General features: G+C 40.1%; 18 protein-coding genes and 2 pseudogenes. 1 reads left to right on the top strand and 19 read right to left on the bottom strand.

What is annotated here, in order from left to right:
- Positions 1 to 6: 6 nt before the first annotated feature.
- A pseudogene (locus tag SK629_RS11255) lies at positions 7 to 700 on the top strand (IS630 family transposase); the annotation flags it as partial.
- Positions 701 to 725: 25 nt separating this feature from the next.
- On the opposite strand, the gene SK629_RS03100 reads toward SK629_RS11255, so the two are convergent.
- From SK629_RS03100 to SK629_RS03005, 19 genes and pseudogenes are all read right to left on the bottom strand, one after another.
- A complete protein-coding gene (locus SK629_RS03100; protein WP_042900527.1) occupies positions 726 to 1,610 on the bottom strand; it encodes an ROK family protein in 885 nt (294 codons plus the stop codon).
- 17 nt (positions 1,611 to 1,627) lie between these two features.
- The gene (locus tag SK629_RS03095) at positions 1,628 to 2,545 is read right to left on the bottom strand and encodes a dihydrodipicolinate synthase family protein (RefSeq protein ID WP_042900526.1); all 918 of its coding nucleotides are present in this window, start codon (positions 2,543 to 2,545) and stop codon (positions 1,628 to 1,630) included.
- A 173-nt stretch (positions 2,546 to 2,718) separates the two neighbouring features.
- On the bottom strand, positions 2,719 to 3,363 hold the full coding sequence (locus SK629_RS03090) for a YesL family protein (protein ID WP_042900525.1): 645 nt from the start codon (positions 3,361 to 3,363) through the stop codon (positions 2,719 to 2,721).
- Positions 3,364 to 3,603: 240 nt separating this feature from the next.
- Complete coding sequence (locus tag SK629_RS03085) at positions 3,604 to 4,056, bottom strand: YhcH/YjgK/YiaL family protein (RefSeq protein WP_042900524.1); 453 nt, start codon at positions 4,054 to 4,056, stop codon at positions 3,604 to 3,606.
- Between the two features lie 125 nt (positions 4,057 to 4,181).
- Positions 4,182 to 5,021, bottom strand: a complete 840-nt coding sequence (locus SK629_RS03080) for a carbohydrate ABC transporter permease (RefSeq protein ID WP_042900523.1) — start codon at positions 5,019 to 5,021, stop codon at positions 4,182 to 4,184.
- A 15-nt stretch (positions 5,022 to 5,036) separates the two neighbouring features.
- Positions 5,037 to 5,903: a carbohydrate ABC transporter permease gene (locus SK629_RS03075; RefSeq protein ID WP_161681757.1), complete on the bottom strand. Its 867-nt coding sequence runs from the start codon at positions 5,901 to 5,903 to the stop codon at positions 5,037 to 5,039.
- Between the two features lie 155 nt (positions 5,904 to 6,058).
- Positions 6,059 to 7,387, bottom strand: a complete 1,329-nt coding sequence (locus SK629_RS03070) for an ABC transporter substrate-binding protein (RefSeq protein ID WP_042900522.1) — start codon at positions 7,385 to 7,387, stop codon at positions 6,059 to 6,061.
- Positions 7,388 to 7,500: 113 nt separating this feature from the next.
- The gene (locus SK629_RS03065; RefSeq protein WP_001135682.1) at positions 7,501 to 8,199 is read right to left on the bottom strand and encodes an N-acetylmannosamine-6-phosphate 2-epimerase; all 699 of its coding nucleotides are present in this window, start codon (positions 8,197 to 8,199) and stop codon (positions 7,501 to 7,503) included.
- Between the two features lie 171 nt (positions 8,200 to 8,370).
- A pseudogene (locus SK629_RS03060) lies at positions 8,371 to 8,709 on the bottom strand (Gfo/Idh/MocA family oxidoreductase); the annotation flags it as partial.
- Between the two features lie 99 nt (positions 8,710 to 8,808).
- Positions 8,809 to 14,781: an SIALI-17 repeat-containing surface protein gene (locus SK629_RS12445; RefSeq protein WP_080710187.1), complete on the bottom strand. Its 5,973-nt coding sequence runs from the start codon at positions 14,779 to 14,781 to the stop codon at positions 8,809 to 8,811.
- 565 nt (positions 14,782 to 15,346) lie between these two features.
- Entirely contained in the window at positions 15,347 to 16,327 is a 981-nt protein-coding gene (locus tag SK629_RS03050; RefSeq protein ID WP_042900519.1) for an acetylxylan esterase, read from the bottom strand.
- A 473-nt stretch (positions 16,328 to 16,800) separates the two neighbouring features.
- Positions 16,801 to 18,816, bottom strand: a complete 2,016-nt coding sequence (gene recG, locus SK629_RS03040; protein ID WP_042900516.1) for an ATP-dependent DNA helicase RecG — start codon at positions 18,814 to 18,816, stop codon at positions 16,801 to 16,803.
- Positions 18,817 to 18,834: 18 nt separating this feature from the next.
- Complete coding sequence (alr, locus tag SK629_RS03035; RefSeq protein WP_042900515.1) at positions 18,835 to 19,938, bottom strand: alanine racemase; 1,104 nt, start codon at positions 19,936 to 19,938, stop codon at positions 18,835 to 18,837.
- The gene (gene acpS, locus SK629_RS03030; protein ID WP_042900514.1) at positions 19,928 to 20,290 is read right to left on the bottom strand and encodes a holo-ACP synthase; all 363 of its coding nucleotides are present in this window, start codon (positions 20,288 to 20,290) and stop codon (positions 19,928 to 19,930) included. Before acpS ends, alr begins: the two co-directional genes overlap by 11 nt.
- Positions 20,291 to 20,334: 44 nt before the next feature.
- Positions 20,335 to 21,366, bottom strand: a complete 1,032-nt coding sequence (locus SK629_RS03025) for a 3-deoxy-7-phosphoheptulonate synthase (protein ID WP_042900513.1) — start codon at positions 21,364 to 21,366, stop codon at positions 20,335 to 20,337.
- Between the two features lies 1 nt (position 21,367).
- A complete protein-coding gene (locus tag SK629_RS03020; RefSeq protein WP_042900512.1) occupies positions 21,368 to 22,399 on the bottom strand; it encodes a 3-deoxy-7-phosphoheptulonate synthase in 1,032 nt (343 codons plus the stop codon).
- Positions 22,400 to 22,479: 80 nt separating this feature from the next.
- Entirely contained in the window at positions 22,480 to 24,993 is a 2,514-nt protein-coding gene (gene secA / locus SK629_RS03015) for a preprotein translocase subunit SecA (protein ID WP_042900511.1), read from the bottom strand.
- A 145-nt stretch (positions 24,994 to 25,138) separates the two neighbouring features.
- Positions 25,139 to 25,426: a hypothetical protein gene (locus SK629_RS03010; protein ID WP_042900510.1), complete on the bottom strand. Its 288-nt coding sequence runs from the start codon at positions 25,424 to 25,426 to the stop codon at positions 25,139 to 25,141.
- A complete protein-coding gene (locus SK629_RS03005) occupies positions 25,420 to 25,995 on the bottom strand; it encodes a phosphlipase A2 SlaA (RefSeq protein WP_042900509.1) in 576 nt (191 codons plus the stop codon). The genes SK629_RS03010 and SK629_RS03005 overlap by 7 nt, the downstream gene beginning before the upstream one ends.
- Positions 25,996 to 26,031: the final 36 nt, after the last annotated feature.

The following is a 26,031-nucleotide window of genomic DNA, read 5'->3' as shown; positions in this document are numbered from 1 at the left end:
AGATGTCTCAAAAACCATCTTACTGACAATCCAGACGCTTATTTGACTGAAATAGCTTCTGAATTTGACTGTCATCCAACTACTATCCACTATGCTCTCAAAGCTATGGGCTACACTCGAAAAAAAGAACCACACCTACTATGAACAAGACCCAGAAAAAGTAGCTTTATTTCTTAAAAGTTTTAATAGTTTAAAGCATCTAGCACCTGTTTATATTGATGAAACAGGATTCGATACTTATTTTTATCGAGAATATGGTCACTCTTTAAAAGGTCAGTTAATAAGAGGTAAAGTATCTGGAAGAAGATATCAGAGGATTTCTTTGGTTGCAGGGCTAACAAATGGTGAGTTAATCGCTCCAATGACTTACGAAGAGACGATGACGAGCGACTTTTTTGAAGCTTGGTTTCAGAAGTTTCTCTTACCAACCTTAAACAAACCATCAGTTATCATTATGGATAATGCAAGATTCCATAGAATGGGTAAGCTAGAACTCTTGTGTGAAGAGTTTGGGCATAAACTTTTACCTCTTCCTCCCTACTCACCTGAGTACAATCCTATTGAGAAAACATGGGCTCATATCAAAAAGCACCTCAAAAAGGCATTACCGAGTTGTAGTACTTTTTTCGAGGCTCTTTTGTCTTGTTCTTGTTTCAATTTACTATACAACACAGATGAACTATATGCCCGTCGTACCTAGAAAATCCTAGTTTGGCATTGCCAAACTAGGATTGTTTTGTTTTAAAATGATAATAAGCACCCAACATACCTGCTGTATTTTGATGATGGGCAAATTCTAATCTCGTCTTATCTGCTAGACTTGGTACCAAAGCATCTTTCAAAGCTTTTCGAATTTTAGGCTTGAGAATAGCTTCTTGTCCCATGATACCACCACCTAGAATAACTACTTCTGGATTGGCCACATAACAAATATTAGCTAGACCTTTTCCTAGATAGTCAACCATACGGTCGATACCTTTCATACAAAGCTTGTTTCCCTCAGTAGCTTCCTTAAAAATCCGACGACCATTCCACTGTTCGACTGGGTCACCATGTGCTTCTGCTACATAACGAACCAAAGCTGTGGTTGAGGCTAAGTCTTGGAAAGCTCCATCCTGCATGTGTAGATAGCCAACCTCACAGGCGGAGTTACTAAAACCATGGAAGACTTGACCGTCAATAATTAAACAACCGCCAATACCTGTTCCAATGGTTAAGCAAAGGGTCACGCTTGCTCCCTTACCAGATCCCGAAACTGCTTCTGCAAGACCTGCACAGTTGACATCATTTTCAATTTCACAAGGAATGTCAAAGCTAGTCTCGATTTCCTTCTTGAACTGTGTACCTGCATAGTTTGGAATCTGTGGGCCTGCATAGAAAATCTCACCCTTGTCAGGATCCACCATACCTGCTGAAGAAATGGCAACACCTGCTACAGAATCTTTTTCAAGATAACTAGCTACAATCTGTTTGGTTTTCTCTAAAATATGGGGACCACCTTTATGTGCCTCTGTCGGTATCTCATGAGATTCAAGAAGTTGCCCCTCTTGATCAACCAAACCATACTTGATGTTAGTTCCACCGATATCAATTGCAATGTAGTTAGTCATAAATACCTCCTTATGGATTAGAGGAAGCGCTCCTTAGTTTCACGAATCAAGGCTGCAGCTGCTTCCACAACTGGACGATCTTCTTCAGTCACTGGTGTCAAAGGTGAACGAACAGATCCAATATCAAGTCCTTCATTAATCTTCAAGACTTCTTTAATGACACCATACATATTTCCATGTGCAGAAGTGAGTTTACCAATGATAGCGTTGATAGCGTATTGTAATTCACGCGCTGTTTCTAAATCTTTATCCGCAATCAATTGGTTGAGTTTCAAGAAGAGTTCTGGCATAGCACCGTAAGTTCCACCGATACCAGCCTTAGCACCCATGAGGCGACCTCCTAGGAACTGCTCATCTGGACCGTTAAAGACGATATGGTCTTCTCCACCAAGGCTCACAAATGTTTGGATATCTTGAACTGGCATAGAAGAGTTCTTCACACCGATAACACGAGGATTCTTCAACATTTCAGTATAAAGACTTGGAGTCAAAGCAACACCTGCCAATTGAGGAATGTTGTAGATGACATAGTCTGTGTTTGGAGCTGCAGAGCTGATATCATTCCAGTATTTAGCGACTGAGTATTCTGGCAAGCGGAAGTAAATTGGTGGAATCGTTGCAATGGCATCTACACCCAAGCTTTCTGCATGGCGAGCCAGCTCCATACTATCTTTAGTATTATTGCAAGCAACATGGGCAATAATAGTTAATTTACCTTTGGCAACTGCCATGACTTCTTCCAAAATCAACTTACGATCTTCAACGCTTTGGTAGATACATTCACCAGAAGATCCATTGACATAAAGACCTTGAACACCTTTATCAATGAAGTATTGAACCAAGGCACGTGTGCGCTCTGGACTTACTTCTCCTTGTTCATCGTAACATGCGTAGAAGGCTGGAATGACACCTTCGTATTTTTTTAAATCTGACATAGATTTTCTCCTGTTATTTTTATTTTCTGCTAGAGCAGATTCTTTCTTTACTTCTTTAGTATACACTTTAGAGAAAAGGCTTTCAATATCTTTTAGGCACTTAGATTTTAGTTTCTCGCTTATAGAATAGCTTTGGGAGCGTTTGAAAGTAGTTTCAGAAATAATTGCAACCCTTACTCATACTTAGCAAATAGCTTTTCCATCACTCCTACTTGTAAAAAAGTAAGAAGTCCAAAACCAAAGAGAATAAAAGCTGATCCTCCCAATAGAAGTGTAAAGGCTGATAGATATAGAATCATCAAAATCAAAAAGATAATTACGATCATCAAGATAAACCACGGTGCATTAAAGCTAGCCAAGATCAGTCCTTTTTGAAGAATTTCTTTCCAAGATAGGTCATAACGTGCCGCAATCGGGTAACTAGCCAACATCACAATAGTAAGGAAAATCAGAATCCCTAAACAAATGGCTTTCACCAATTGGAAGGGCAGAGCTGTTTGACCCCAGAAAAGATAGAGATCTGAAAGAGCAAGAAATACAATTCCTAACTCCAACATCCCCAACTGAAAACCTAGTTTCAGATTTTGCCTAAAAACTTTTAGATAGGTTCTAAAAACTGGAACACGTCTACTTTGCTTGATTTCAAACATTGTCTGATAGAGACTAATTTTAGCTACCCCAATCGTTACGATTGGCAAACAAGTTACTACAAAGAGAAGATTGACTGTTACAATATCTAAAACCTTCTCACTAATTCGCATTAGAAAATTATCTGTATCAAATGCAGCCTTGATGAGACTTCTTCCTTTTTGTGACATCTTTTACTCCCCCTATCACTTCATTTCTACCACTATCTAAATCATTCCGATTTATCAAGTGATAAGATTCAACTCTTAAACTCAATTTTCAAAAGTGTTCAATAATACTCAATGAAAATCAAAGAGCAAACTAGGAAGCTAGCCGCAGGCTGTACTTAAGTACGGCAAGGCGAAGCTGACGCGGTTTGAAGAGATTTTCGAAGAGTATAAGATAGTCATCAGCTATCTCTACCTGTTATTCTAATCAATTAAAATTTTAAACAAATACTTGCGAACTTGATCTTCCATACCTGCATAACCATTTGGTTGATGTGGTTCTCCTGGGAAGAAAATTGCAAAATTGTGATAACCTAGTAAAAGTGGATACTGTTCATGACAATGGACAAAACCAATATCACTTGTTTCGTCAAATGCTACTGCTTCATCTTTGATACGTGAACCGTAGCTCGAATATTCATGCCCTTCTACCAATAAATGCAAGTCTGCATAGTTCTTGTGATGTTCAAACTGGTCATTTTCAGCTTTATTTAGGACATTTTCTTGAACAACTAGAAAGACCTTATCACCATCAATATCATATTTTCCTAACTCGAATGAATCTTTACGATGTTCATAAAGATAATCAATTGCCTTGTCAAGATTTGGATGAATCCCTTTATAGAAGCTAATATTTTTCAAATCGTCAAAAATCATTATTTTCTCCTTTAAAAATCGTCATTAAGCGATTAAAACTAACACCTCCAACAGTGTCATTTACTGTCGGAGGCTTTTAGATCATGCTAGCAATAGCCAATTGATACTGTAAAAGAAATCGTTTCTTATCCTTTGACCGCTCCCATAGTAATACCTTGTGTGAAGGATTTTTGGAAGACTAAGAAGACTGTTACGATTGGCACAGCAGCAAGAGCTGCCCCTGCCATGATTAAACCATAGTTGGTTGCCATTTCGGCTTGCATGGTCGCAACACCGAGTGAAATAGTCAAATTGTTACGTGAAGTCAACATAACCAACTGCATGAAGTAGTCGTTCCAAGTATTGATGAAGGTAAAGATTGCAAGAGCCGCAAACCCTGGTTTTACAATTGGGAAGGCTACACTCCAGAAAGTACGAATCTCACCACAACCATCAATTTTAGCTGATTCAAGCAATTCTGTAGGGATGTTTTCACTAAATTGTTTCATAAGGAAGACCCCAAATGGCCATCCAATCAAAGGCAAGATAACTGCCCAGAGAGTATCGTGGATTCCCATGAAGTTGACGATACGTACCAATGGTACAAGGACAACTTGTTTTGGAAGCGCCATAGCAGCGATGAAGACGGCAAAGAGGATACGTTGACCATAGAAACGTTTTTTAGCCAATACATAACCTGCTAGAGATGAAGTCGCACAGACTAAGAACATCGTTACCAATGAGATAAATACTGAGTTCCACATCCATTGCATGGCAGGGTTTTGCACCATGAGTTGTTGGAAGTTTTCCATGGTTGGCATTTTAGGGAACCATTGTGGTGGAATAACGATTGTATCAGGTTGTGATTTGAATGCCCCTGTCAAAATCCAGTAGAATGGAAAGATGAACAGCACAGTCAACAAGAGCAAAATGATTGTTGAAATAACAGTAAAGGCTGTTAATGGTTTTTTTTCTGTAGATTGCATAGCTGTCTCCTTTCTTTAGTATTCTACGTCGTTTCCGAGTACTTTAAATTGAACAAAACTTACGATAGCAATCATAACTGCCAAGAAGACACCAATTGTGTTGGCATAGCCATACTCTGTCAATTGGAAGGCTTTTTCGTATAGGTAGTACATCAAGGTACTTGTAGAGTAGTTTGGACCACCAGATGTCAAAAGCTGAATCAAGGCGAAACATTGGAATGAGTTAATTGTTGTAATAATTGCGATATAGAGAGTTGTTGGAAGAAGGCTTGGCCATTTAATCTTCCAGAAAACTTGAAACTCAGTTGCACCATCGACGCGGGCTGCTTCAACCAATGAATTATCGATATTTCCCATAGCAGCGATGTAGAGGATGATTGGTTGACCAACTGAAGTTGTCAAGAGGATAATCATAATCGCCATCAATGCCCAGTGCTTATCACCAAGCCATGAAATGTTTTGAGAAATAATATGACTTGATTTAAGCACAAAGTTCAAGATACCTGATAGTGGGTCATAAATCCATTTCCATACAACTGTTACGGCAACACTACCTGTAACAACTGGAAGGAAAAATACGAAACGATAGAAGGATCTAGCGATAGCATTTTGATGGTAGGTCTGTGACGCTACAAAGAGCGAGAAGAGAACAACCACAGGAACTGATCCAATAACCAAAATAACTGTATTAATCAGAGATTTTGTAAAGACAGGATCTTTAAACATACGGATATAGTTATCTAAGCCCACAAATTGGAAACTAGTCATAGAATAGTTAAAGAAACTTGTGATGAAGCCCATAATCATTGGTGCTAAAACGAAGACAACGAAGAAGAATAAAACTGGCGCTAGGAAAGCATAAGAAATAATAGTTTCTCTCATACGAATTTTATTAACTTTCACTGTCGGCACCTCTCTTTCCTTTTCTTTTTTATTGATAATCTCCTAAGAGAATGATGATTTACCTTTTAAATAAAAGCCCCCTTTTCTTACACAAGTGTGCAAAGGGAAAAGGGGCTACAAAATCTGTTTAGGGTTTATTGTTTAGTAGCTTTTTTGATAGTTTCGTTTGCTTTTTCAGTAAATGCTTTCAATGCATCAGCTGGTTTTTGATCGCCATTTGAAACTGATTGCAACATTGGGAACCATAGAGTTCTCATTTCTGCAAAACCATCAATTGTATTGTAGTATGGTGAGTAGTACTTAGTCCAAGCACCGATTGTTTCCATACGTTTGTCTTCATAGAGTTTACCAAATGATGTACGAACTGGGAATGCTCCTGTACGAACAACATCTTTTGGACCCCATTCTTTATCATCAGCGATGAATTGAACAAATTTCTTAGAAGCAGCAATTTTCTTGTCATCTTTGTTGTTAAATACTGCAAATCCGTTTACAAGGTATTCAAGAGCTGGTTTACCAGAATCAGATGGGAATGGTACTTCTACCACTTCTACTTTACTTGCTTCCAATAGTTTAGCTTGGATACCATTTTGAGCTGGTGCCCAAAGAGTAGTGTATGATGTTTGGCCGTTAGCAAAGTTTTGGATGTCTGCTCCACCATCAAATTGTGAACCATTGTTCAACAAACCATCTTTAATCCAGCTAGTTGCTTTTTCAAGACCTTTAACGAATTTAGGATCATCAGTTGTATACTTAGTAACATCTTTATCAGTTACAGAAGCACCATAAAGGTTTGAAATGAAGGCACGTGTTCCTTGGTCTCCCCCTTGACCTGAACTGAACAATGAACCTGGTGTATAGCCTTTAGCTTTGAGTGCTTTCAATACTTTTTCAAAGTCGTCTGTTGTCCAACCTTCTTTTACAAGGTTCGCAACTCCAGCTTCTTCCAACATTTTCTTGTTCATAGCCATGTAGAATGGTGCTGAACTGATTGGATACATGTAAGCTTTATCGCCAGCTTTACTTGCTTTTACAATATTTTCATTGTTGACATCTTTAACAAAGTCGTCTGTAAAGAGGTCGTTCAAGTCAGCCAATTTCCCATTTTTACCATATTGGATGATACGTCCTGGTGCGTCAAAGAGGACGTCCGGAGCTGTACCGGCTTCGATAGCTGTAGTGATTTTTTCTGGACCTGACTTAAAGTCGATAGTTTCCAATTTCACTTTTACATCTGGGTTTGCTTTCTCAAAGGCTGCGATGATAGATTTTTCATAAGTTCCAACACCATCACCAGTTTTTTCTTGAGTGAAGACTGGGAATGCCCACCAAGTGATTTCTGTTTTTCCGCTATCGCTACCAGATTTTGCAGCATCTTTACTTCCACCAGAATTTCCACAAGCAGCAAGACCAAGAATCGCAGCACCCGCAAGCACTGTACAAGCTAGTTTTCTAAATTTCATTTGTATTCTCCTATTTATAAGCGTATCCATATTGGATAATGAGCAAGTTTGCATCTGTATACGTTTTCATTTTATCCGACGCTTCCACCACTCTCCTCTGTTTTGAGATTGTGTTATTTAAGACCAGCAACAAAGCGTTCTGTAATCTCTTTTGGTCTAGTAATAGCGCCACCAACAACAATGCCTCTTACTCCGTATCCCAGGATTTGTTTAGCTTGTTCTGGTGTATGAATTTTCCCTTCAGCGATAACATCTACACCCGCATCACAGAGCTTTTTGATTAATTCAAAATCTGGACCGTCCACTTTTGGACTATAAGATGTGTAACCTGATAAGGTTGTTCCTACAAAGTCAATTCCTGCTTCTACAGCTGCTAACCCTTCTTCGAAGGTACTAGTATCTGCCATCAAGAGCTGGTTAGGATATTTTTCCTTGACCTGGCGGATAAACTCCTGAATTTCTAAACCGTCATAGCGTTCTCGCTTCGTACAGTCCAGAGCAATTACCTCAATGTCTAGCTCTGCTAGTTCATCAACTTCTTTCATAGTAGCAGTGATGAAGGGTTCTTGAGGTGGATAATCTCGTTTGATAATCCCGATAATCGGAAGTTTTGTAACCTCTTTGATTTCCTTGATATCACGAACACTGTTGGCTCGGATACCGACTGCTCCACCTTGCTCAGCCGCTTTGACCAGCAAGGGAATGACTCCTCCCGCTTCTGTATAAAGCGGTTCGTGAGGAAGGGCCTGACAAGAAACAATGATTCCATCTTTAATTTGATTAATCAAGGCTTCTTTAGTAATCTGTGGCATCCTTCTTCCTCCTTTTCCTTTTTTCTTATGAGACAATTATATACTATTTTTAAAGCGCTTTCAAGAGTTTGTTCTATGATAGATTGCAGTTTTAAAAAGAAAGCAAGTCAAGCACCCCTTTAAAAGTACTTTCAAAGGGGTGCTTGACTTATTATAAGAGAATACCGATATTTATTTTGCTATCTCAGATAGCTTCACTTTGCGATCTTCAAACATAGACTGGGTACAAGCATTTGCAGTAGCAATTGCTTTTAGAGCAGCTTCATCTGTCAATAGTTTTGTAAATTCTTCTGATACTGGAGCTCTTTGCATAATCTCATGCAGATAGCGCATTTCTTTATCAATGACAGATGACAACCATAATGGAGTAGGTTTACCATAAGCAATTGCACCATCCATCTCTGTACTATGATAGATACGAGTACGATCATCATCATCTTCTTGCGATTCATGAATCAAGAAATAACTTTCTTGCCCATCTAGCTTAAGAGTTCCTTTACAGTTGAATAAGAATCCTAAAAACCAGCCTAAAATCCTAGATAATTTTTAGGATTCTAGACTGGTTTATTTTATATGAACTTAAAAGTTCAACGAACAACTGTAGACAAATTAACTGTCTTTTCGCCTATAAGAAATCATTGCTCCAAGGAACACTCCTACAAAACCAAATAAGATTGTTAGTGATGAGGCAGACTCACCTGTATTTGGTAACATAGTTTGTTCATTGTTACTTATCTTATTCTCTGATTGGTTTGATTCTGAGTATTGATTTGTAGATAACAATTTAGGTGATGGTGAAATCTCCTCCTCTTTTTTAGCTTTTGTAGGATTATCAAGTGCTAGATTATTGACAGATAGTCGGAAAGTCATAGCATAAATACTAAAGTGGTTGGTTTCAAAAATGACCTTTCCATCTTTTTGCGTGAATTCAAGAGGATGGAGATTTCCTTCTGGATCTACATAGTAAACATTTTCGACAGACTGATCTGTATCAAAAGTAACAAGGACTTTTCCTTCAGGTTGAACATATCTGCCATTTGCATCCTTCAATTTGATATCAAATGCTTTATAATTTAATGAATCGAAACCGCTAACTTTTACTTCCTCTATTTGTACAGTTTTAACATTTTTCAAAACTTCATCTGAAGCTTGAACTTGAACACTTCCTGCTTCATTTTTGAAAATACGTTGTGAACGAGCAAGACCTGAGATAACTTGATTAGAGTTTCCTTCATTTTTACTTTCTCCATTCTCTACTTGCTTATCAGTGGATTTCACTACTGAATCTTCTGCTGCTAATGGTTCTATATAATCTTCTATATCATGAACTGCACTAACTACTGCATTTACTCCGCCCCTATAATCCTCTTTTTCCTCAAGAAGAGCAAGTACTGAGTTAACTCCTCCTGTAAACTCAGGGTGCTCTACTATTGGCGCTGATTCTTCACCTACTGTTGATACAAGACCCTTGTATTCTGGAAGTTCTGTAACAAGAGACTCGCCTTTTACTCCGCCTGTGAAGTCAGTGTTCTCTACTCTTGGCGCTACTTCTTCACCTGCTGTAGATACAAGACCCTTGTATTCTGGAAGTTCTGTAACAAGAGACTCGCCTTTTACTCCGCCTGTGAAGTCAGTGTTCTCTACTCTTGGCGCCACTTCTTCACCTACTGTAGATACAAGACCCTTGTATTCTGGAAGTTCTGTAACGAGAGACTCGCCTTTTACTCCGCCTGTGAAGTCAGTGTTCTCTACTCTTGGCACTACTTCTTCACCTGCTGTAGATACAAGACCCTTGTATTCTGGAAGTTCTGTAACAAGAGACTCGCCTTTTACTCCGCCTATAAAGTCAGATACTTCTACTGTCAGCGTCGCTTCTTCACCAGATGTCCCCAAGTCACCTGTATAGTCTTTGATATCATAAATAGCACTCTCTACAGCATTCACTCCACCAGGAATAAATGCTCCATCAAGGTTGACTGTCAAATTGTGCATGCTTTCAATATTACCATCAACTATACCTGTAATTTCCTGACCAGCATCTTTCTTATCTACCGCGAATAAAAGAGTTTTCGAATCATACTGAGTCATAAATACAGCTGTACTTCCATTAGCTAATTGTAAAATAGGTGCTTGGTTTACCAAAACTTCTGAATCAAACTCTAGACCAATAACACCTTTCCTCATTTCAATGATTTGGTTTACCCTTGCTTCTGTTGGAGAAATAAAATCTTTGCTTACAAAATCCCAATTAAATTTCTTATAAGAAAGTGTATAACGATTTTGACCATTCTCGCTATGTTCATATAAAATTCCGTATTCTCCGTTACCCAAGTCTTGTAATGAATTATATGCAAATTCTCCACCTTGAATTAAATGATGTTTTATCCAAGTCAACTCGCCATTCTTTTCAACACGTGCCAAATGAACTAAACCATCTTTTCGTTCGTGGCCTGGTCCAGCAGCATTGCTAAGAAGAATGTACTCTTTCCCATCATGCATCGTATGAATAGCTGACATTTGCACATAGGCATCTTTTACTTCTGGATAACGTTTGATTGTTTTCTCCCAAGTAACTCCCCCATCTTTACTAGTAGCAACCTGAAGATCTCCAGTTAAACCACGCATAAATAGTTTTACATCGCCATTATTCAATTGCAGAACTGTTGCTTCTGTATTTTGTGCACCATTATTATTCATAGTAGATGAATGGATAACTCCATTTCCAACAGGTCTATTATCGTTTGGAGCTTCTCCTGCATGCCAAGTTACACCATGATCATCTGAATAAATAAGACGAGAAGATTGAGAACCCCATAAATGTACAACACTATTTGTTGTATAAGCTGGCACTAAGATACGACCTTTGTGAACTCCAGTACGAAGTACGATTCCTGTTCCTGGACCAGTTCCAAGGAATTTCATCCAGTCTTGACGAATTGCAGGAGTAATATCTTTTGGTGCAGACCATGTTTTACCGTCATCATCACTATAAGACATCCATAAATAACTTGTGTTAGCAACTCTAAATGGATTTTTAGTACTTTGTGCAAAGTAAACATTACCTATTAAAGTCTGCCCTTTATACAAATCACCTTTATCACTATATCCTGGATTTTTAGGATCTACCACAACGTGGTATTCTGTTTTTTGATTTTGTGAATTGTAAACCTCACCATTTTCTCGAATTGTGTAATGACCTTTTTCACCAGATTTATATAAAATTTGATAAGATTTATCTCCTACCTTCTCATACGCTTTTTCTGGTTTATCAGGCATAGCAAACACTGCTTTTCCTTCTGGGAACATATCGTAAACCGAAAAGATTCTCTTAGTTTCTGGATCTTGAACTAATACCATATCAATATTTAAGGGTGACGGAGCAGTTTTATCTCTGGCCTCTGGATTATCACGAAGGTTAGAAATTGTTATTCTATCTCCCCATGTCACTCCTCCATCCTGACTTCGACGAACTACCATACCAATATCTCCCCAGTCAGAGAATTGTAAACGTCTTTCATCAGCTCCGCCAATTAATGTTCCTTTATCCGTTTTCAGCAAGGCTGGGATTCGGTAAGTATTAATCCCATCCTTGTTCAATCCACCATTTACACCACTTACAAAAACTTCCTTCTTCTCTGTGATTTTTGCACTTTCTGGCAATTTCACTTCTAAATCTGCTACTTTAAATAATTGACTGCGTTTTCCTACTTCTTCAGGCGTCAAGGCACGATCATATACGGTTAGATTACGGACCTGAAGATTTGATCCCCACATTGTTTGGTTCGCTCTTCTAGTAGCACCAATCTGAATCTTATTAACATCTGGCATATCTTTAATAAAACGACCAGATTTCGTATTCGTTCTAGATAATACACCATTTACATATAGACGAACTTGTCCATTTGCTTGATCTGCTTTCGGTCTTTCCACCGTGAAAGTAACTGAATTCCATTGTCCAGGTTTTACTTTAAGTGGTGCATCTGAGTAACTTCCGTAAAAATGACTTCCATCAGCTCCTCGTGCTTCGACCATTGCAGTACCTTTATTAACAGACATACTGAAATATTCGTCTCTATTTTTATCACTTGATACAGAGAAAAGATTATAGAATTGCGGAGCATTAGCATCTGGTTTAAACTCCATATGAATAGTCGCATTTTGAAGATGTTTCAACTTATCTAAGGCTTCTGCTAAATCAACTCTTTGCCCATTTTCAGCATTCGTAGCAAGGTCTTCTTTTTCAAATACAGTTTTAACATTCTTCAAATCTCTAGCAAAATAATCACGTGGAGGCATAACATTGCTCTCTTCTGATTCTGCTTCATCAGAAGTATTTGTTTCTTCTGGAGTATCTGTTTCCTTTGGAAGTTTTTCACCTTCTACCTCAGTAGCTGTTCCCTCTTTTGGTTTCTTATCATTAGAACCTGCTACATTACCTGGTGTTGTATCTAATTTCCCAGTTGTATTCTTATCTGCATCATCTTTTGGTGCTTCCGTATCTTTGTCTTTCACATAAACTGGCTCTTTGGGTTGACCTTCAATATAGGAACGAACCCAATCTAATTGTTCTTTTGATAAAACTAAACCACCACTACGATTATCAATAACTCCATTTTGATGAACGCCGATTAAGACACCTTTATCATTGTATAGTCCACCACCAGATGCCCCAGGTTTCGTACCTCCGTAACTAATACCTTCTATTCCAGAACCAAAGTCAGTAGTTCCTACTACTTTACTGTCTAAAACTGGACTTAACTTGTTATCTGGGAAACCATAAACCGAAACTGTATTGCCTTCTGCAACTTTTGCAGATTGCTTCACAACTTCTACAGGAGTTACTCCTTGTACTGCTTCTTTTAATCGAACGAGAGCTAAATCATTTTTAAAGCCAAAAACAGACTCTGCTTTGTTCCAATAAGCAATCTCTTCATCAGAAAAATTGATAGAAGTTCCATTTGGTAACGTAGCCTTATAAACTGTATTCTCTTTCCCTGACTTTGTAACAACCTTAGAGCCATTAACTGTTAAAAAGTTGTGTGCCACAGTTAATAACAAATTAGGAGCAATTAGGGTTGCTGAACCTGTTCCATCAGGTGTTAAGATATGCGTAGTTGCTTGGAAATTTTGTTCACCATTTGGTGCATTTTTTACTATTTCACTTGGTTTTGGTAAGTTTGCAGTTCCACTTAAATCAACTTTCCCAACCTCCGTACGAGCAAAATCAGTTTTTGGAGCTACTGAGTCTAACACAGCTTTAATAACCGTATTTCCTAGAGCTACTTTACTTACATAATCACCAGACCAACTAGTATCCGTAACTAACTTGTTGATAGGAAGATTATTATAAGACACTATCTTAGCATTCGGAGAATCACCTACTAATCGATTAAAGTCTGAATCTTGTCGTAAATTAAATACGATTGGTGAGTCAACTTCTCCTGTTTGCACTACCTTGTCTGCAATCAAGCGATTGCCCTTCACATCTTCCAGACGAAGAAGAACTCGACCTTTTTCAACTCCACTTAATAAGGTTGCTTGGCCTCTATCATTGAAACGGTAGCGCGCACCATCAATTTCTTTTTCAATACTCTTTAGAGCTTTATGATTTTCGTCATAATAGTAACGAGTCGTTCCATCTAGGTACCAGCCTGTGATCGCATATCTATCCACCATCGAACGAATCCACTCTTTATGCTTTTCCGTAAAGATAGTACCACCACCGATACGATTAGCTTCTACTTCACTAGCAGTATTTGTTCCGTGTTGATGGATACCAATCACTTCTCCTTTATCATTAAATAAAGGAGCACCTGAAAAACCACCTAAAGCAGACGTATGGTAAGTAACAGCACCATTTTCTTTATTAAGAGTACTTACTTTCCCTTCCACTTCATAAGGTTTTCCATCTTTTAGTCGATTTCTGTTTTCTTCACTTAGATTAGAGGTTGAAAAATCGTTGGGATAACCAACCATTCGAATCGAATCACCTGTAGCTACCTCAGTCTTACTTAGCTCTCTTGGTGAATCCTCTCCATTGGTCATAGCTTCGACAGTTTTCTTAGTTACAACAACTGCCAGGTCATTACTATAAGACCTTCCAAAATCCTTTTCATTATAAGCATGAATAGCACCTTTATCTACAGCTTCAGTACTACCTGATGTAGGAACTTTATTTACTTTCTCCGTATCTGAATTCATCACGACATAACTTTTAGCAGAATCGCCGCCACGTAAAACCGCAGAGCCATCTTCAGTTTTTTTATCGTAGTAGTTATGAGCAACAGTCACCATCACATTTGGTGCAACAAATACTCCACTGCCTGATGCTGTTTGTTGACCACTATTTCCACTGTCATAGGTGGTATAAGTCATCGCTACACCATTAGTAGCCTCACTATGAACTCCCACATCCTTTATATCGTTACCACCCTGAATAACATCAGCATAAGCAATTCCACCGCCAACAACTGGTAACTCTGGTGCAGCTAAGCCAAGCACTGCTGATAATGTCAAGCAACCAACCAAACCATAAGCTTTGGATTTACGGAATTTTCCTAAACCTTTTAAACGTATAAACATATATTACCTCACTTTAACTTTCAAAGTTGATTTGTGCATTTGAACTCCAAGCAACTTAATGAGTCCTGCAGCTTCATCCTCCTTCCTACTACACGACTCTCAATATATAATCTATTTTTAATATATATTATTTCTTTAAGTTTTAGACTTACTCTTACAGTATAACACAAGCTGGAATTGCTTTCAATTATAGGATATAATCTTCATTCATCAAATTATTTTAAAACATAAAAAGAATAGCATTTTAAAATACAGAAATATATAACTTGATATATATTCTGACTTGTAGCGAAATTAAAATTGAATAACTATTAGTAACCTCACATACAATTCTAGCCATAAAATAAACAATAATTTGTAAATAATACTCTTCGAAAATCAAATTCAAACCATGTCAGCTTCACCTTGCCGTACTCAAGTACAGCCTACGGCTAGCTTCCTAGTTTGCTCTTTGATTTTCATTGAGTATAAGTGAAAACCCCTCCTATAGTTTCTAGTGAATTTTTATTTTTCACTATCTGCTAGAAAGGGAATATATCAGAAAGCTACTGGACTCTCGCATTCATCACTTCACATATTTAAAAGTAATCTCACTACCACAGAGCCAGTTGTAGACTTGGTCGTTGACAAAAACATTCATGGCTTCGTGAGCATACTCAGGCATGATGCGATAGGCCTTATCACAGGTCAGACGATTGTAAATCGCAAACTGGGTAATAGGGTAGCAAACATCGTCGTCCAAGCCCGTAATCATCTTGACCTCACCCTTGATACGATGAGCAAGATTTTTCACATCGATATAGGCAAGGGTCGCCATGATATCTTCCTCAGTTTCATGGAAAGGATCGTGAAACTTGAAATATCGGAAAAGTTCGTCGTAGGCCTCACTGGTATTGCCAATCTCAAGCACTCGTCTGAAGTCTGACAGGAAGGGATAGATGGCAACTGTTTTCTGAATCCGTGGATTGAGCGCTGCCGCTACCAAGGCTAGAGCGCCACCTTGTGAGGCACCATAGCTAGAAAGTCGCTTCTCATCAACCTCAGGTAGACTAGCAACAATTTCAACCAACTGGTAAATATCCAGATAAACATCCTTATAAAAGAGATGATCCCGACCTTCCACAGCACCACGGATAATATGCCCCTTAACTGTATTTCCTAGAGGAGAACGCATTCCGTCTTGCGAGTAGCCCGACTGGCCCCGCACATCCATGGAAACAACACCGTAACCAGCCACAGTATAGGCCAGCATGTCAGTCCAGTCCCAGCCACGTCCCATATAACCATGGAAATGGAAGATTAGAGGAACCTTCTCCTCACTCTTTGGAAGAACGACGCGTGCATATACCTTGCCTGCATTAGTTCCTTCAAAAGTGAGCTCAAAGCACTTGACTTGGGGAATATGGAAATCTCTTTCCTCCAACTGGTAGGCTGGAAGATTGGAAACTTTTTTCACTTCCTCATCCCAGAAAACATCAAAGTCTTCTGGGACCTCATCTCTTCCTTTATAAGTCTTGATTTCTTCTAACAAAGCTGGATTTTTCATAACATGCTCCTTTTGTTTTTTGTAATCGCTATCACAACTGTAGCACATATAAGAAATCAACGCAAGAAAGAAAAGCAAATAGAAAGTGGTTTTAGATTCTTTATTTTTGGGATGATGAACTGAAAGTAGTTTCAAAAACAAAAAAGAGCAGTTACGCTCTTTTTATCCTATTCAATCTTATTTTGTTGCTTCTTTCTTTTGGAAAGTGGTTTGGTAATTTACTTTAATCGTTACTGTCATGTGAGAGTCCTCGTTTCTTTTTGATGACTCTAGTATAAAGGGCAAACCTGAAAGCTAGCTTAATACTCTTCGAAAATCTCTTCAAACCACGTCAGCGTCGCCTTACCGTAGGTATGGTTACTGACTTCGTCAGTTCTATCCACAACCTCAAAACACTGTTTTGAGCAGCCTGTGGCTAGCTTCCTAATTTGCTCTTTGATTTTCATTGAGTATAAGATTTCCTTAGAGAAAGCTTAATCTAGATGTTCTTTCTTTTCCAAATGAAGGGCAATCATGCGCCATTCTGGATCCTCTTGCCAAGCTTCTATCGAACTAATGTAGCTAGCAACCTTTCTGGCTTCTTCTAAAATCGGAAAATCTTCGATAATATCAGCTACTTGGAATTCTGGAAGACCTGACTGTCTGGTTCCAAAAATTTCACCTGAACCACGCATTTTCAAATCTTCCTCCGCAAGGACAAATCCATTGGTCGTTTCTGTCATGATATGCATGCGGTCTTTCCCAGAATCCGTCTTGGGATTAGCAACGAGCACTGCATAAGACTGCTTATCTCCCCGACCCACACGACCTCTAAGCTGGTGAAGCTGGCTGAGACCGAACCGATCGGCATCCATGATAATCATAACGGTCGCATTGGGAACATTGACCCCGACCTCGATAACCGTTGTCGAAACTAGAATATCCGTTTTTCGCTCTTTGAACTCCTGCATAATCTGGTCTTTTTCGTCACTCTTCATCTTACCATGTAGGAGAGCCACTTCTGCCTTGCCTCCAAAATGAGCTGTCAACTCCTCTGATAAGGCAATAGCATTTTTCAGATCCAGAGCTTCTGATTCTTCAATCAAGGGAGAGATAACATAGGCTTGGGAACCTTTTTGGATTTCCCCCTCTAACCAAGTCAAGACCTGTGGTAGTTGCTCATGCTTGATCCAGCGCGTCACAATAGGCTTCCGCCCTGCTGGCATCTGGTCGATAATAGAAACATCCATGTCTCCAAAGGCTGTGATAGCCAAGGTTCGTGGGATGGGAGTAGCTGTCATCATGAGGACATCTGGATTGTCGCCTTTTTCTCTCAAAACACGCCTTTGCCCTACACCAAATCGGTGCTGCTCATCGATGATAATCAAGCCCAGACGAGCATAATCTACCCCATCCTGAATCAGAGCGTGGGTTCCGATAATCAAATCAGCCTCACCCTTGGCAATAGTCTCCAAGACTTCTCTCTTTTCTGCAGCTTTCAAGGAACCTGTCAAAAGAGCCAGTTTCAAGTCTGGAAAGAGGTTCTGTAAACTCTCAAAGTGTTGCTCTGCAAGAATTTCTGTTGGTACCATGAGGGCAGACTGATAGCCAGCTGTCACTGCCGCAAACATGGCCAAGCCAGCGACTACCGTTTTTCCGCTCCCCACATCCCCTTGTAAGAGACGATTCATGTGGTGATCAGATTTCATATCAGTTAAAATTTCCTGCAAACTCTTTTCCTGAGCTTGGATCAGGGAAAAAGGAAGGCTTTCCTTGACTGCTGTCACTTTTTCCTGAGACCAATTCAGGACCAGACCACTTCCCTGAACTCTATTTTCAGACTTGAGCGTCTGCAATTGCATTTGGAAATAAAAGAGTTCCTCAAATTTAATACGGCGAAGGGCTTGCTTGTATTCTGCCAAATCCTTGGGGAAATGCATAGCACGAACTGCCTGACAACGGGACATGAGTTTGTATTTATCGAGCAAAGACTGGGGAAGATTTTCCTCGATCAAGAGGTCCAGTCCCTGATCAAAGGCTGTCTTGATGACCTTGACCAGACTGGCCTGACTGATTCCTTGAGCCAAACGATAGACAGGTTGGAGGTCATCTTCCACCTGAGCTAAGACCTTCATCCCAGTCAAACTAGCCTTGGCACGGTCCCATTTTCCAAAGACAGCCAGGGTTGCTCCCAACTCTATCTTATCAGCTAGATAGGGCTGGTTAAAGAAATTCACCGCAAAAACAACTTCTCCCTGCTTAAGACTAAAGCGCAGGCGATTGCGCTTGAAACCATAATACTGGACACTGGCAGGAGTCACGACTTGACCAGAAAGAACCGCCTTTTCACCGTCTTCTAGTTCCAATACTTGCTTGGTCTTGAAATCTTCATAACGGAAAGGAAAGTAGAGCAAGAGGTCTTGCAAATTTTCAATTCCTAGTTTGGCGTATTTTTCTGCTGACTTTGGTCCCACACCAGGTAAGACATGCAAGGGTTGATGTAGATTCATGCTCTACTCCTTTCTTTTTTAATAATATTCTCTCGGAATGCGGTCACTGAGGAGACAAACCACCTCGTAGTTAATAGTTCCACGGTAGGTCGCTACCTGAGTAGCTGTGATTTCCTTGCCCCCGTTAGAACCAATCAAGGTTACTTTGGTTCCCAGCGGATAAAGCTTAGGTAGACGAATGGTGATTTGGTCCATAGAAACTCGTCCAACAATTGGGCAAGCTTGCCCATCTACCAAGACGGAGAAATTCTGCATGTCTCGTGTCCATCCATCCGCATAGCCGATTGGCACCGTCGCTATGACTTGCTCGCTAGCCGCCTGATAGGTCGCTCCGTAGCCCATGCAAGCTCCAGCTGAAACTGTCTTGACATGGACCAGAGCAGACTCCAAGGTCAAGGCTGGTGTCAAGTCATAAGGCAAGTCCAAGACCTCTCCACTAGGGTTAAGACCATACATAGCATCTCCCATACGGACGGCATTGAAAATAGTCTCTGCATGCCAAAGAGTCGTTGCCGAATTGCTGGCATGAACCAAGTCTGGAAGAGCTTTCATACTTTCCAAAATAGCTTTAAATTGTTCTAACTGAGTATTAAAATAGGAATCTGATTCTTCGTCCGCAGTAGCAAAGTGGGTAAAAATCCCTTCAACACGAGCACCATGTTGTTGGAGCAAGTCTTGAGCCTGCTCAGCCTCACCGGCCTCTCTAAAACCAATTCGTCCCATTCCTGAATCAATCTTAAGGTGGACTGTCAATCCAGTTAGGTCCTCTTCCTTATCTAAGAGTGCTTGAATCCACTCCAATCCAGCCACAGTCAAGGTGATGTCGTATTCTTTAGCAAGAGAAACAGCTTCGATTTCAGAAACTCCTAAAATGAGGATTCGCTTGCTGAGTCCAGCCTGTCTGAGTTCAATGGCTTCATCAATATTGGAAACGCAAAAACCATCAACTTCATCCTGAATCGCCGTTGCAACAGCAACAGCCCCATGCCCATAGGCATTGGCCTTGACTACTGCAAATTTGAGCGTTCCTTGAGGGATATGAGCCCCCATTTGCTGAATATTGTGTCGAATAGCTCCCAGATGAATTAGAGCCTTGGTTGGTCTATGTGGACTAGCTTTCATGATTTTCCTCCAAAATGACACTGGCTGTCACAAACTGATCGGTATGGCTGATAGACAGCCAAATCTTTCCTGAAAATGGTGACTGACTAAAATAAGGCGCCCCGCGTTCATTGTTCACGACTTCTAAATCCTGAAAACCAAGCTTGCCAATACCAGTTCCCATAGCCTTGGAAAAGGCCTCCTTAGCCGACCAGCGACCAGCTAAATATTCTATTTGCCTGCGCCCTTTAAGACTGGTAAACCGTTCCATTTCCTTAGCGGTCAACACGCGCTTGGCAAAGCCTTCATGTCGTGTAACTGCGCTTTCTATCGAAGCCAATTCTTCAATGTCAATTCCGTGTCCAACTATCATTCTCATCAAAAGGAGTTGAGATTCCCCAACTCCATCCTTTTCACTTATTTTGTCAAGGTAGCATAAATCTCTTCTACCAAAGCTTCTGTATTTTCCCAACCTAGGCAAGGATCGGTAATAGAGCAACCAAAGACCTCTGGTTGGTTTTGACGACCATCTGCTAGGTAAGATTCAATCATAAAGCCTCGAACTATCTTTTTAATCTTCTCATTCCAATCACGATTTTGCAAAGTCTTACGAACCACTCGAATCTGCTCCATATATTGCTTGCCTGAGTTATCATGGTTGGTATCAATGAGGATAAAGGGATTTTCAAGTCCCATGGCTTCATAGCGCTCAATGGCATTTAGCAAAGTTTCATAGTAAAAGTTAGGCTCATTTTTCCCATATTCATTAACTGCGCCACGAAGGATGACGTGGGCCAAGGGATTTCCTGAAGTCTCAACTTCTTGACCATGGAAGAGGAAGGTCTGTTTGTTCTGAGCGGCATAGATACCGTTAAACATGACACCAAGATTCCCAGAGGTTGGGTTTTTCATCCCCACTGGTGCATCAATTCCTGAAGCCACAAAGCGGTGCTCTTGGTCTTCCACAGAACGAGCCCCAACAGCATGGTAGCTGACCAAATCATCTACCAAGACCAAATTTGACGGATAAAGCATCTCGTCTGCCGTTGTCAAACCAGTCTCTGTAATCACGCGGTAGTGCAACTGGCGCACAGCCTGCAAACCATTAATCAGACTCGGAGCCTTAGAAGTATCTGGCTGGTGAACCAAGCCTTTATAGCCGTCTCCGTTGGTGCGAGGTTTAGCTGTATAAACACGCATAACCATGAAAATCTTGTCCGCCACCTTCTTTTGCAAAGCTGATAAACGGCGGGCATATTCCAAGACAGCCTCTTCATTGTCAGACGAGCAAGGACCAATCACCAAAAGAATTCTATCATCTTCTCCTGAAATAATGTCTGCCAATTCTCTATCACGACGCTCCTTTAGTCGCAGGGCTTCCGCAGACAATTGGGTTTCTGCCTTGATTGCTTCAATATCAATTTCTTGACCTTTTTCAATAAATGCCATACTATTCTCCTAGCGTTTGGTAGATTTCTCTGACAAGGGCTTCTGTATTTTCCCAGCCCAGGCAAGGGTCTGTGATCGACTTGCCAAATACTTCTGGTTCGTTTTGACGGCCGTCTTCTAGATAAGACTCAATCATAAAGCCACGAACGTACTGCTTGATTTTTTCATTCCAATCACGGTTAATCAAGGTCTGGCGGACAATTCGAATCTGGTCCATGTATTGCTTACCAGAGTTGTCATGATTGGTATCCACGATGATAAAAGGATTTTCCAAGCCCATTTTCTCATACTGGGAAATGGTATCCATCAAATTATCATAGTAGTAGTTGGGAATATTCTTACCATACTCATTGGTCGCTCCACGAAGAATGGCATGCGAAAGCGGATTCCCAGTTGTTTCCACTTCTTTTCCTAGGAAAAGGAAGCTTTGTTTGTTTTGAGCAGCATAAATCCCATTAAACATGACATTGAGATTTCCTGAGGTTGGATTTTTAAAGCCAGTCGCGAAATCTGCCCCACTTGCCACAAAACGGTGTTGCTGGTCTTCAACTGAACGGGCACCAACCGCCATGTAAGAAATCAAATCATCTACAAGCGGGAGATTTTCAGGATAGAGCATCTCATCAGCTGTCGTCATACCTGTTTCTGTGATAACACGATAGTGAAGATGGCGAACAGCTTTGATTCCGTTGATGAGGCTAGGGGCTTCTGCCACATTAGGCTGGTGAATCAAACCCTTATAGCCATCTCCGTTGGTACGGGGTTTGGCAGTATAAACACGCATAACCATAAAGATACGGTCTGCTACTTTTTCTTGTAGAGCTGCCAAACGCTTAGCGTATTCAAGAACAGCTTCTTCATTGTCAGATGAGCATGGACCGATTACCAAGAGAATCCGTTGGTCTTCTCCACGTATAATGGCTTCTAGCTCTTGATCACGCTGTGATTTTCTCTCCAAAGCTTGGCCTTCTAATTTTGATAAGGCACGAACTTCTTCAATATTAATTTTAGGACTTTTTGCTGTAAATACCATAACTCATCTCCTTATAAAGCAAACGGATACCAAGTAAAAATTTACTTTTCACAAGGTATCCGCCTCTAAACTATCTCATTTTATTTTCTTTTACCGTGACAGTTTTTAAACTTCTTACCAGAACCACATGGGCAAAGTTCATTCCGTCCAATCTGGCTCAAATCCAAATCTTCAGGCATATTTGCTTGGTGGGCAGCGATATTGCGAGTCGCTGTTGTACTGATATGGTGTTCTGCTTGTGGTCTTTCTTGTTCATGAATTTGTGCTTTCATCATCAAACGTGTCACATCAAACTCAATCGAACCAATCATATCATTAAACATACGGAAACCTTCTGCCTGATACTCAACAACAGGGTTGTTCTGAGCATAGCCACGAAGTCCAACTGCGTTACGCAATTGATCAAGAGCATCGATATGATCTGTCCACTTGTTATCTACCACTCGTAGAATCAAAACTTTTTGGAATTCTTTGACTGCTTCTTCATCACGTAGTTTTGAAACCTGACTATCGTAAACTTGCAAGGCACGTTGGAAGAGCTCTTCCTTAATAGCCTTATCAGACAAACCTAACAAGTCTTCCATCGTAATAGAATCTTCAGGAAGCAAGTTGTACTTAGCAAAGTTCAAAATTGCTTCTAATTTTTCATCTTGTTTTGAACGCGCATGACCATCAACGACACGACCAATCGTGCGTTTGATCATAGAGTGAATTTCAGGTGCCAAGTCACGATCTGCAGTGATAACGTCGTAACGTTGAGCATAGATAATCTCACGTTGTTCACGCATGACATCGTCGTATTGAAGGACTTGTTTACGGGTATCGTAGTTATTTCCTTCGACACGTTTTTGTGCTGCTTCAACCTGACGTGTCAACATACGAGACTCAATAGCCTCTTCAGACATGTTCAAACGTTCAAAGATTCCTTTCAAGCGTTCAGAACCAAAACGTTTCATCAAATCATCTTCAAGAGATAGGTAGAATTGTGACTCACCTGGGTCTCCTTGACGACCTGAACGTCCACGAAGCTGGTTATCGATACGACGGCTTTCATGGCGTTCTGTACCAATAACACAAAGTCCACCTAATTCGCGAACCCCTTCACCAAGCTTGATGTCGGTACCACGACCGGCCATGTTAGTCGCAATGGTAACAGCACCACGTTGACCAGCATTCATGATGATTTGAGCTTCTTTATAGTGGTTTTTAGCATTCAAGACTTCGTGAGGAACGCCAGCTGCGACCAATTTCTTAGAAATGTAATCACTGGTTTCAACCGCTACTGTACCAACCAAGACAGGCTGACCTTTTTGGTAACGAGCCTTAACGTCTTCGACAACCGCCTTAAACTTAGCCTCGATACTTGCATAAAGAAGGTCTGAGTGGTCAATACGTTGAACAGGACGGTTTGTTGGGATTGGAATAACACGAATGTTGTAAATTTCACGGAATTCTTCTTCCTCAGTCTTACCTGTACCCGTCATACCAGACAATTTCTTATACATACGGAAGAGGTTTTGGTAAGTGATTGAGGCAGATGTCTTAGTTTCATCCTGAATGGGTACACCTTCTTTAGCTTCAATGGCTTGGTGCAATCCATCAGAATAACGACGACCTTCCATGGTACGACCTGTAAATTGGTCAACGATCAAGATTTCTTGCTCTTCGCTCACCACATAGTCAATATCGAGAAGCATGATATAGTTGGCACGAAGGGCATTATCGATAAAGTGAGTCAAAGCCACGTTTTCGATGTCATAGAGATTTTCAAGCTTGAAGTAGCTTTCAGCCTTGTCAATCCCTGAATCTGACAAACCAATAGTTTTAGACTGCACATCGATAATGTAGTCGTCTTTGTCCAAAGATTTCACATAGTGGTCTGCCATGTGGTAGAGCTGACTGGTTTCAACTGCATTAGCACCTGATACGATCAAAGGTGTACGGGCTTCGTCAATCAAGATTGAGTCAACCTCATCGACCAAAGCATAGTTAAGCGGACGTTGTACCATGTTTTCAGCACGAACGACCATGTTATCACGAAGGTAGTCAAACCCGATTTCTGAGTTGGTTGAGTAAGTAATATCACACTCATAGGCTTCTTTTTTCTCCATTGGAGATTTGGCAGCCAAGTTAATTCCTACTGACAAACCAAGCCATGAGTACAATTCACCCATCTCAGTCGCGTCACGCTCTGATAGGTATTCATTGACCGTAACTACGTGAACCCCTTTACCTGAAAGGGCGTTGAGGTATACGGGCATGGTCGCAGTCAAGGTTTTCCCTTCCCCTGTACGCATCTCTGGCACGTCACCATGGTGAAGAACGATTCCCCCCATGACCTGAACCTTATATGGGAAGAGACCTAGGACACGTTTGGCACCCTCACGGACAACCGCAAATGCTTCATAAAGCAATGAATCCAGTGATTCTCCATTTTGATAACGTTCTTTAAATTCAACTGTTTTTGCTTTTAGTTGGTCATCTGTCAAAGCAGCCATTTGGTCTTCGTATTTGAAAACCTTGTCAGCCATCTTTTCCAGACGACGGATTTCTCCTTTATCATTTTCGATAATTGTTTTTAAAATATTAGCCATGTTTTTCCTTACTTTAAATTCCGAATATTTTAGAATGTTCTTTTAATTTTAGCACAATTACTGATTATTTTCAAGGAAGAATCCCCATTTTGAAAAGGAAAAAGAGGCTAGTTTCCAAGCTAACCTCTCTGACTTTTATGATACTTTAATTGCCAAAAATCGGCAAAATAGCAAATAGGATAAATAGATTAATCCAAAGAGAAAAACAGCAGATCAATCCAAAAACAAAGAGACTGACTTTCTTGGACAGCAAGGCCATCAAAATCGACAGAATACCAAAAACTAGCAAGACTTTCTGTATGCTGAAGAGGTCAATCTTTCCCCCCAGAATCGGACTGCCCCAAGGAAGAAAGAAGAAAGCAATCCAGATCAACAGAACTAAACCAATATAGACCTTAGAATAGCGTGTAATAAATGATTTTAGATTCAACATCCTATAGCTCCAATCGTTTCAAAATAAACTCTGATAGCATCCGCAACCCATAAGGTACTTTCTGGTATCCAACGTCTGTTAACTTTTATAAAATCGACTAACTGACGATTACACTCACAATTAGCTCCAATACCAGCTCCCCACTTGTAACATCTATCATGATTTTGGCAACCTTGATCCAAAACGTCTACCACAGGTAAAGTAAATCCTTCCCCGTCGTAACCAGGACCACAGTAATTCCCGTGAACAGGCAATCCTGCCTTAAAATATTTAGCAGGTGTAAACGTATTTGAACTATAGTCTTCGCTTATTGTCTCTACCAATAAACCCATGTCAATTACATCTTTCGCTTGTTTATCTTGAACCGCTTTATCATAATCAAAATAAATCCTATCTTTATCTTTTACAAGATAACTCTTCAACAATTCTCCGTTACGAAAACTTCTATCGCTAACTTCCAAAGAGTTTAAGTTACCATGTGAATTAGAGTCTGCAAAAACATTTTTTCCAGCAAATAGAAGTAAAAAGGCGGATAAAGAAGCTAAACAAATTTTAACGATAGTTTTCATGACTACTCCTCCTAATAAACATAAGTTATAAGCCAA

Source organism: Streptococcus mitis (assembly GCF_000722695.1).
GTDB lineage: Bacteria > Bacillota > Bacilli > Lactobacillales > Streptococcaceae > Streptococcus > Streptococcus mitis_O.
The sequence above is the reverse complement of the archived record's forward strand: the minus strand, read 5'-3'. Positions and strand labels throughout refer to the sequence as shown.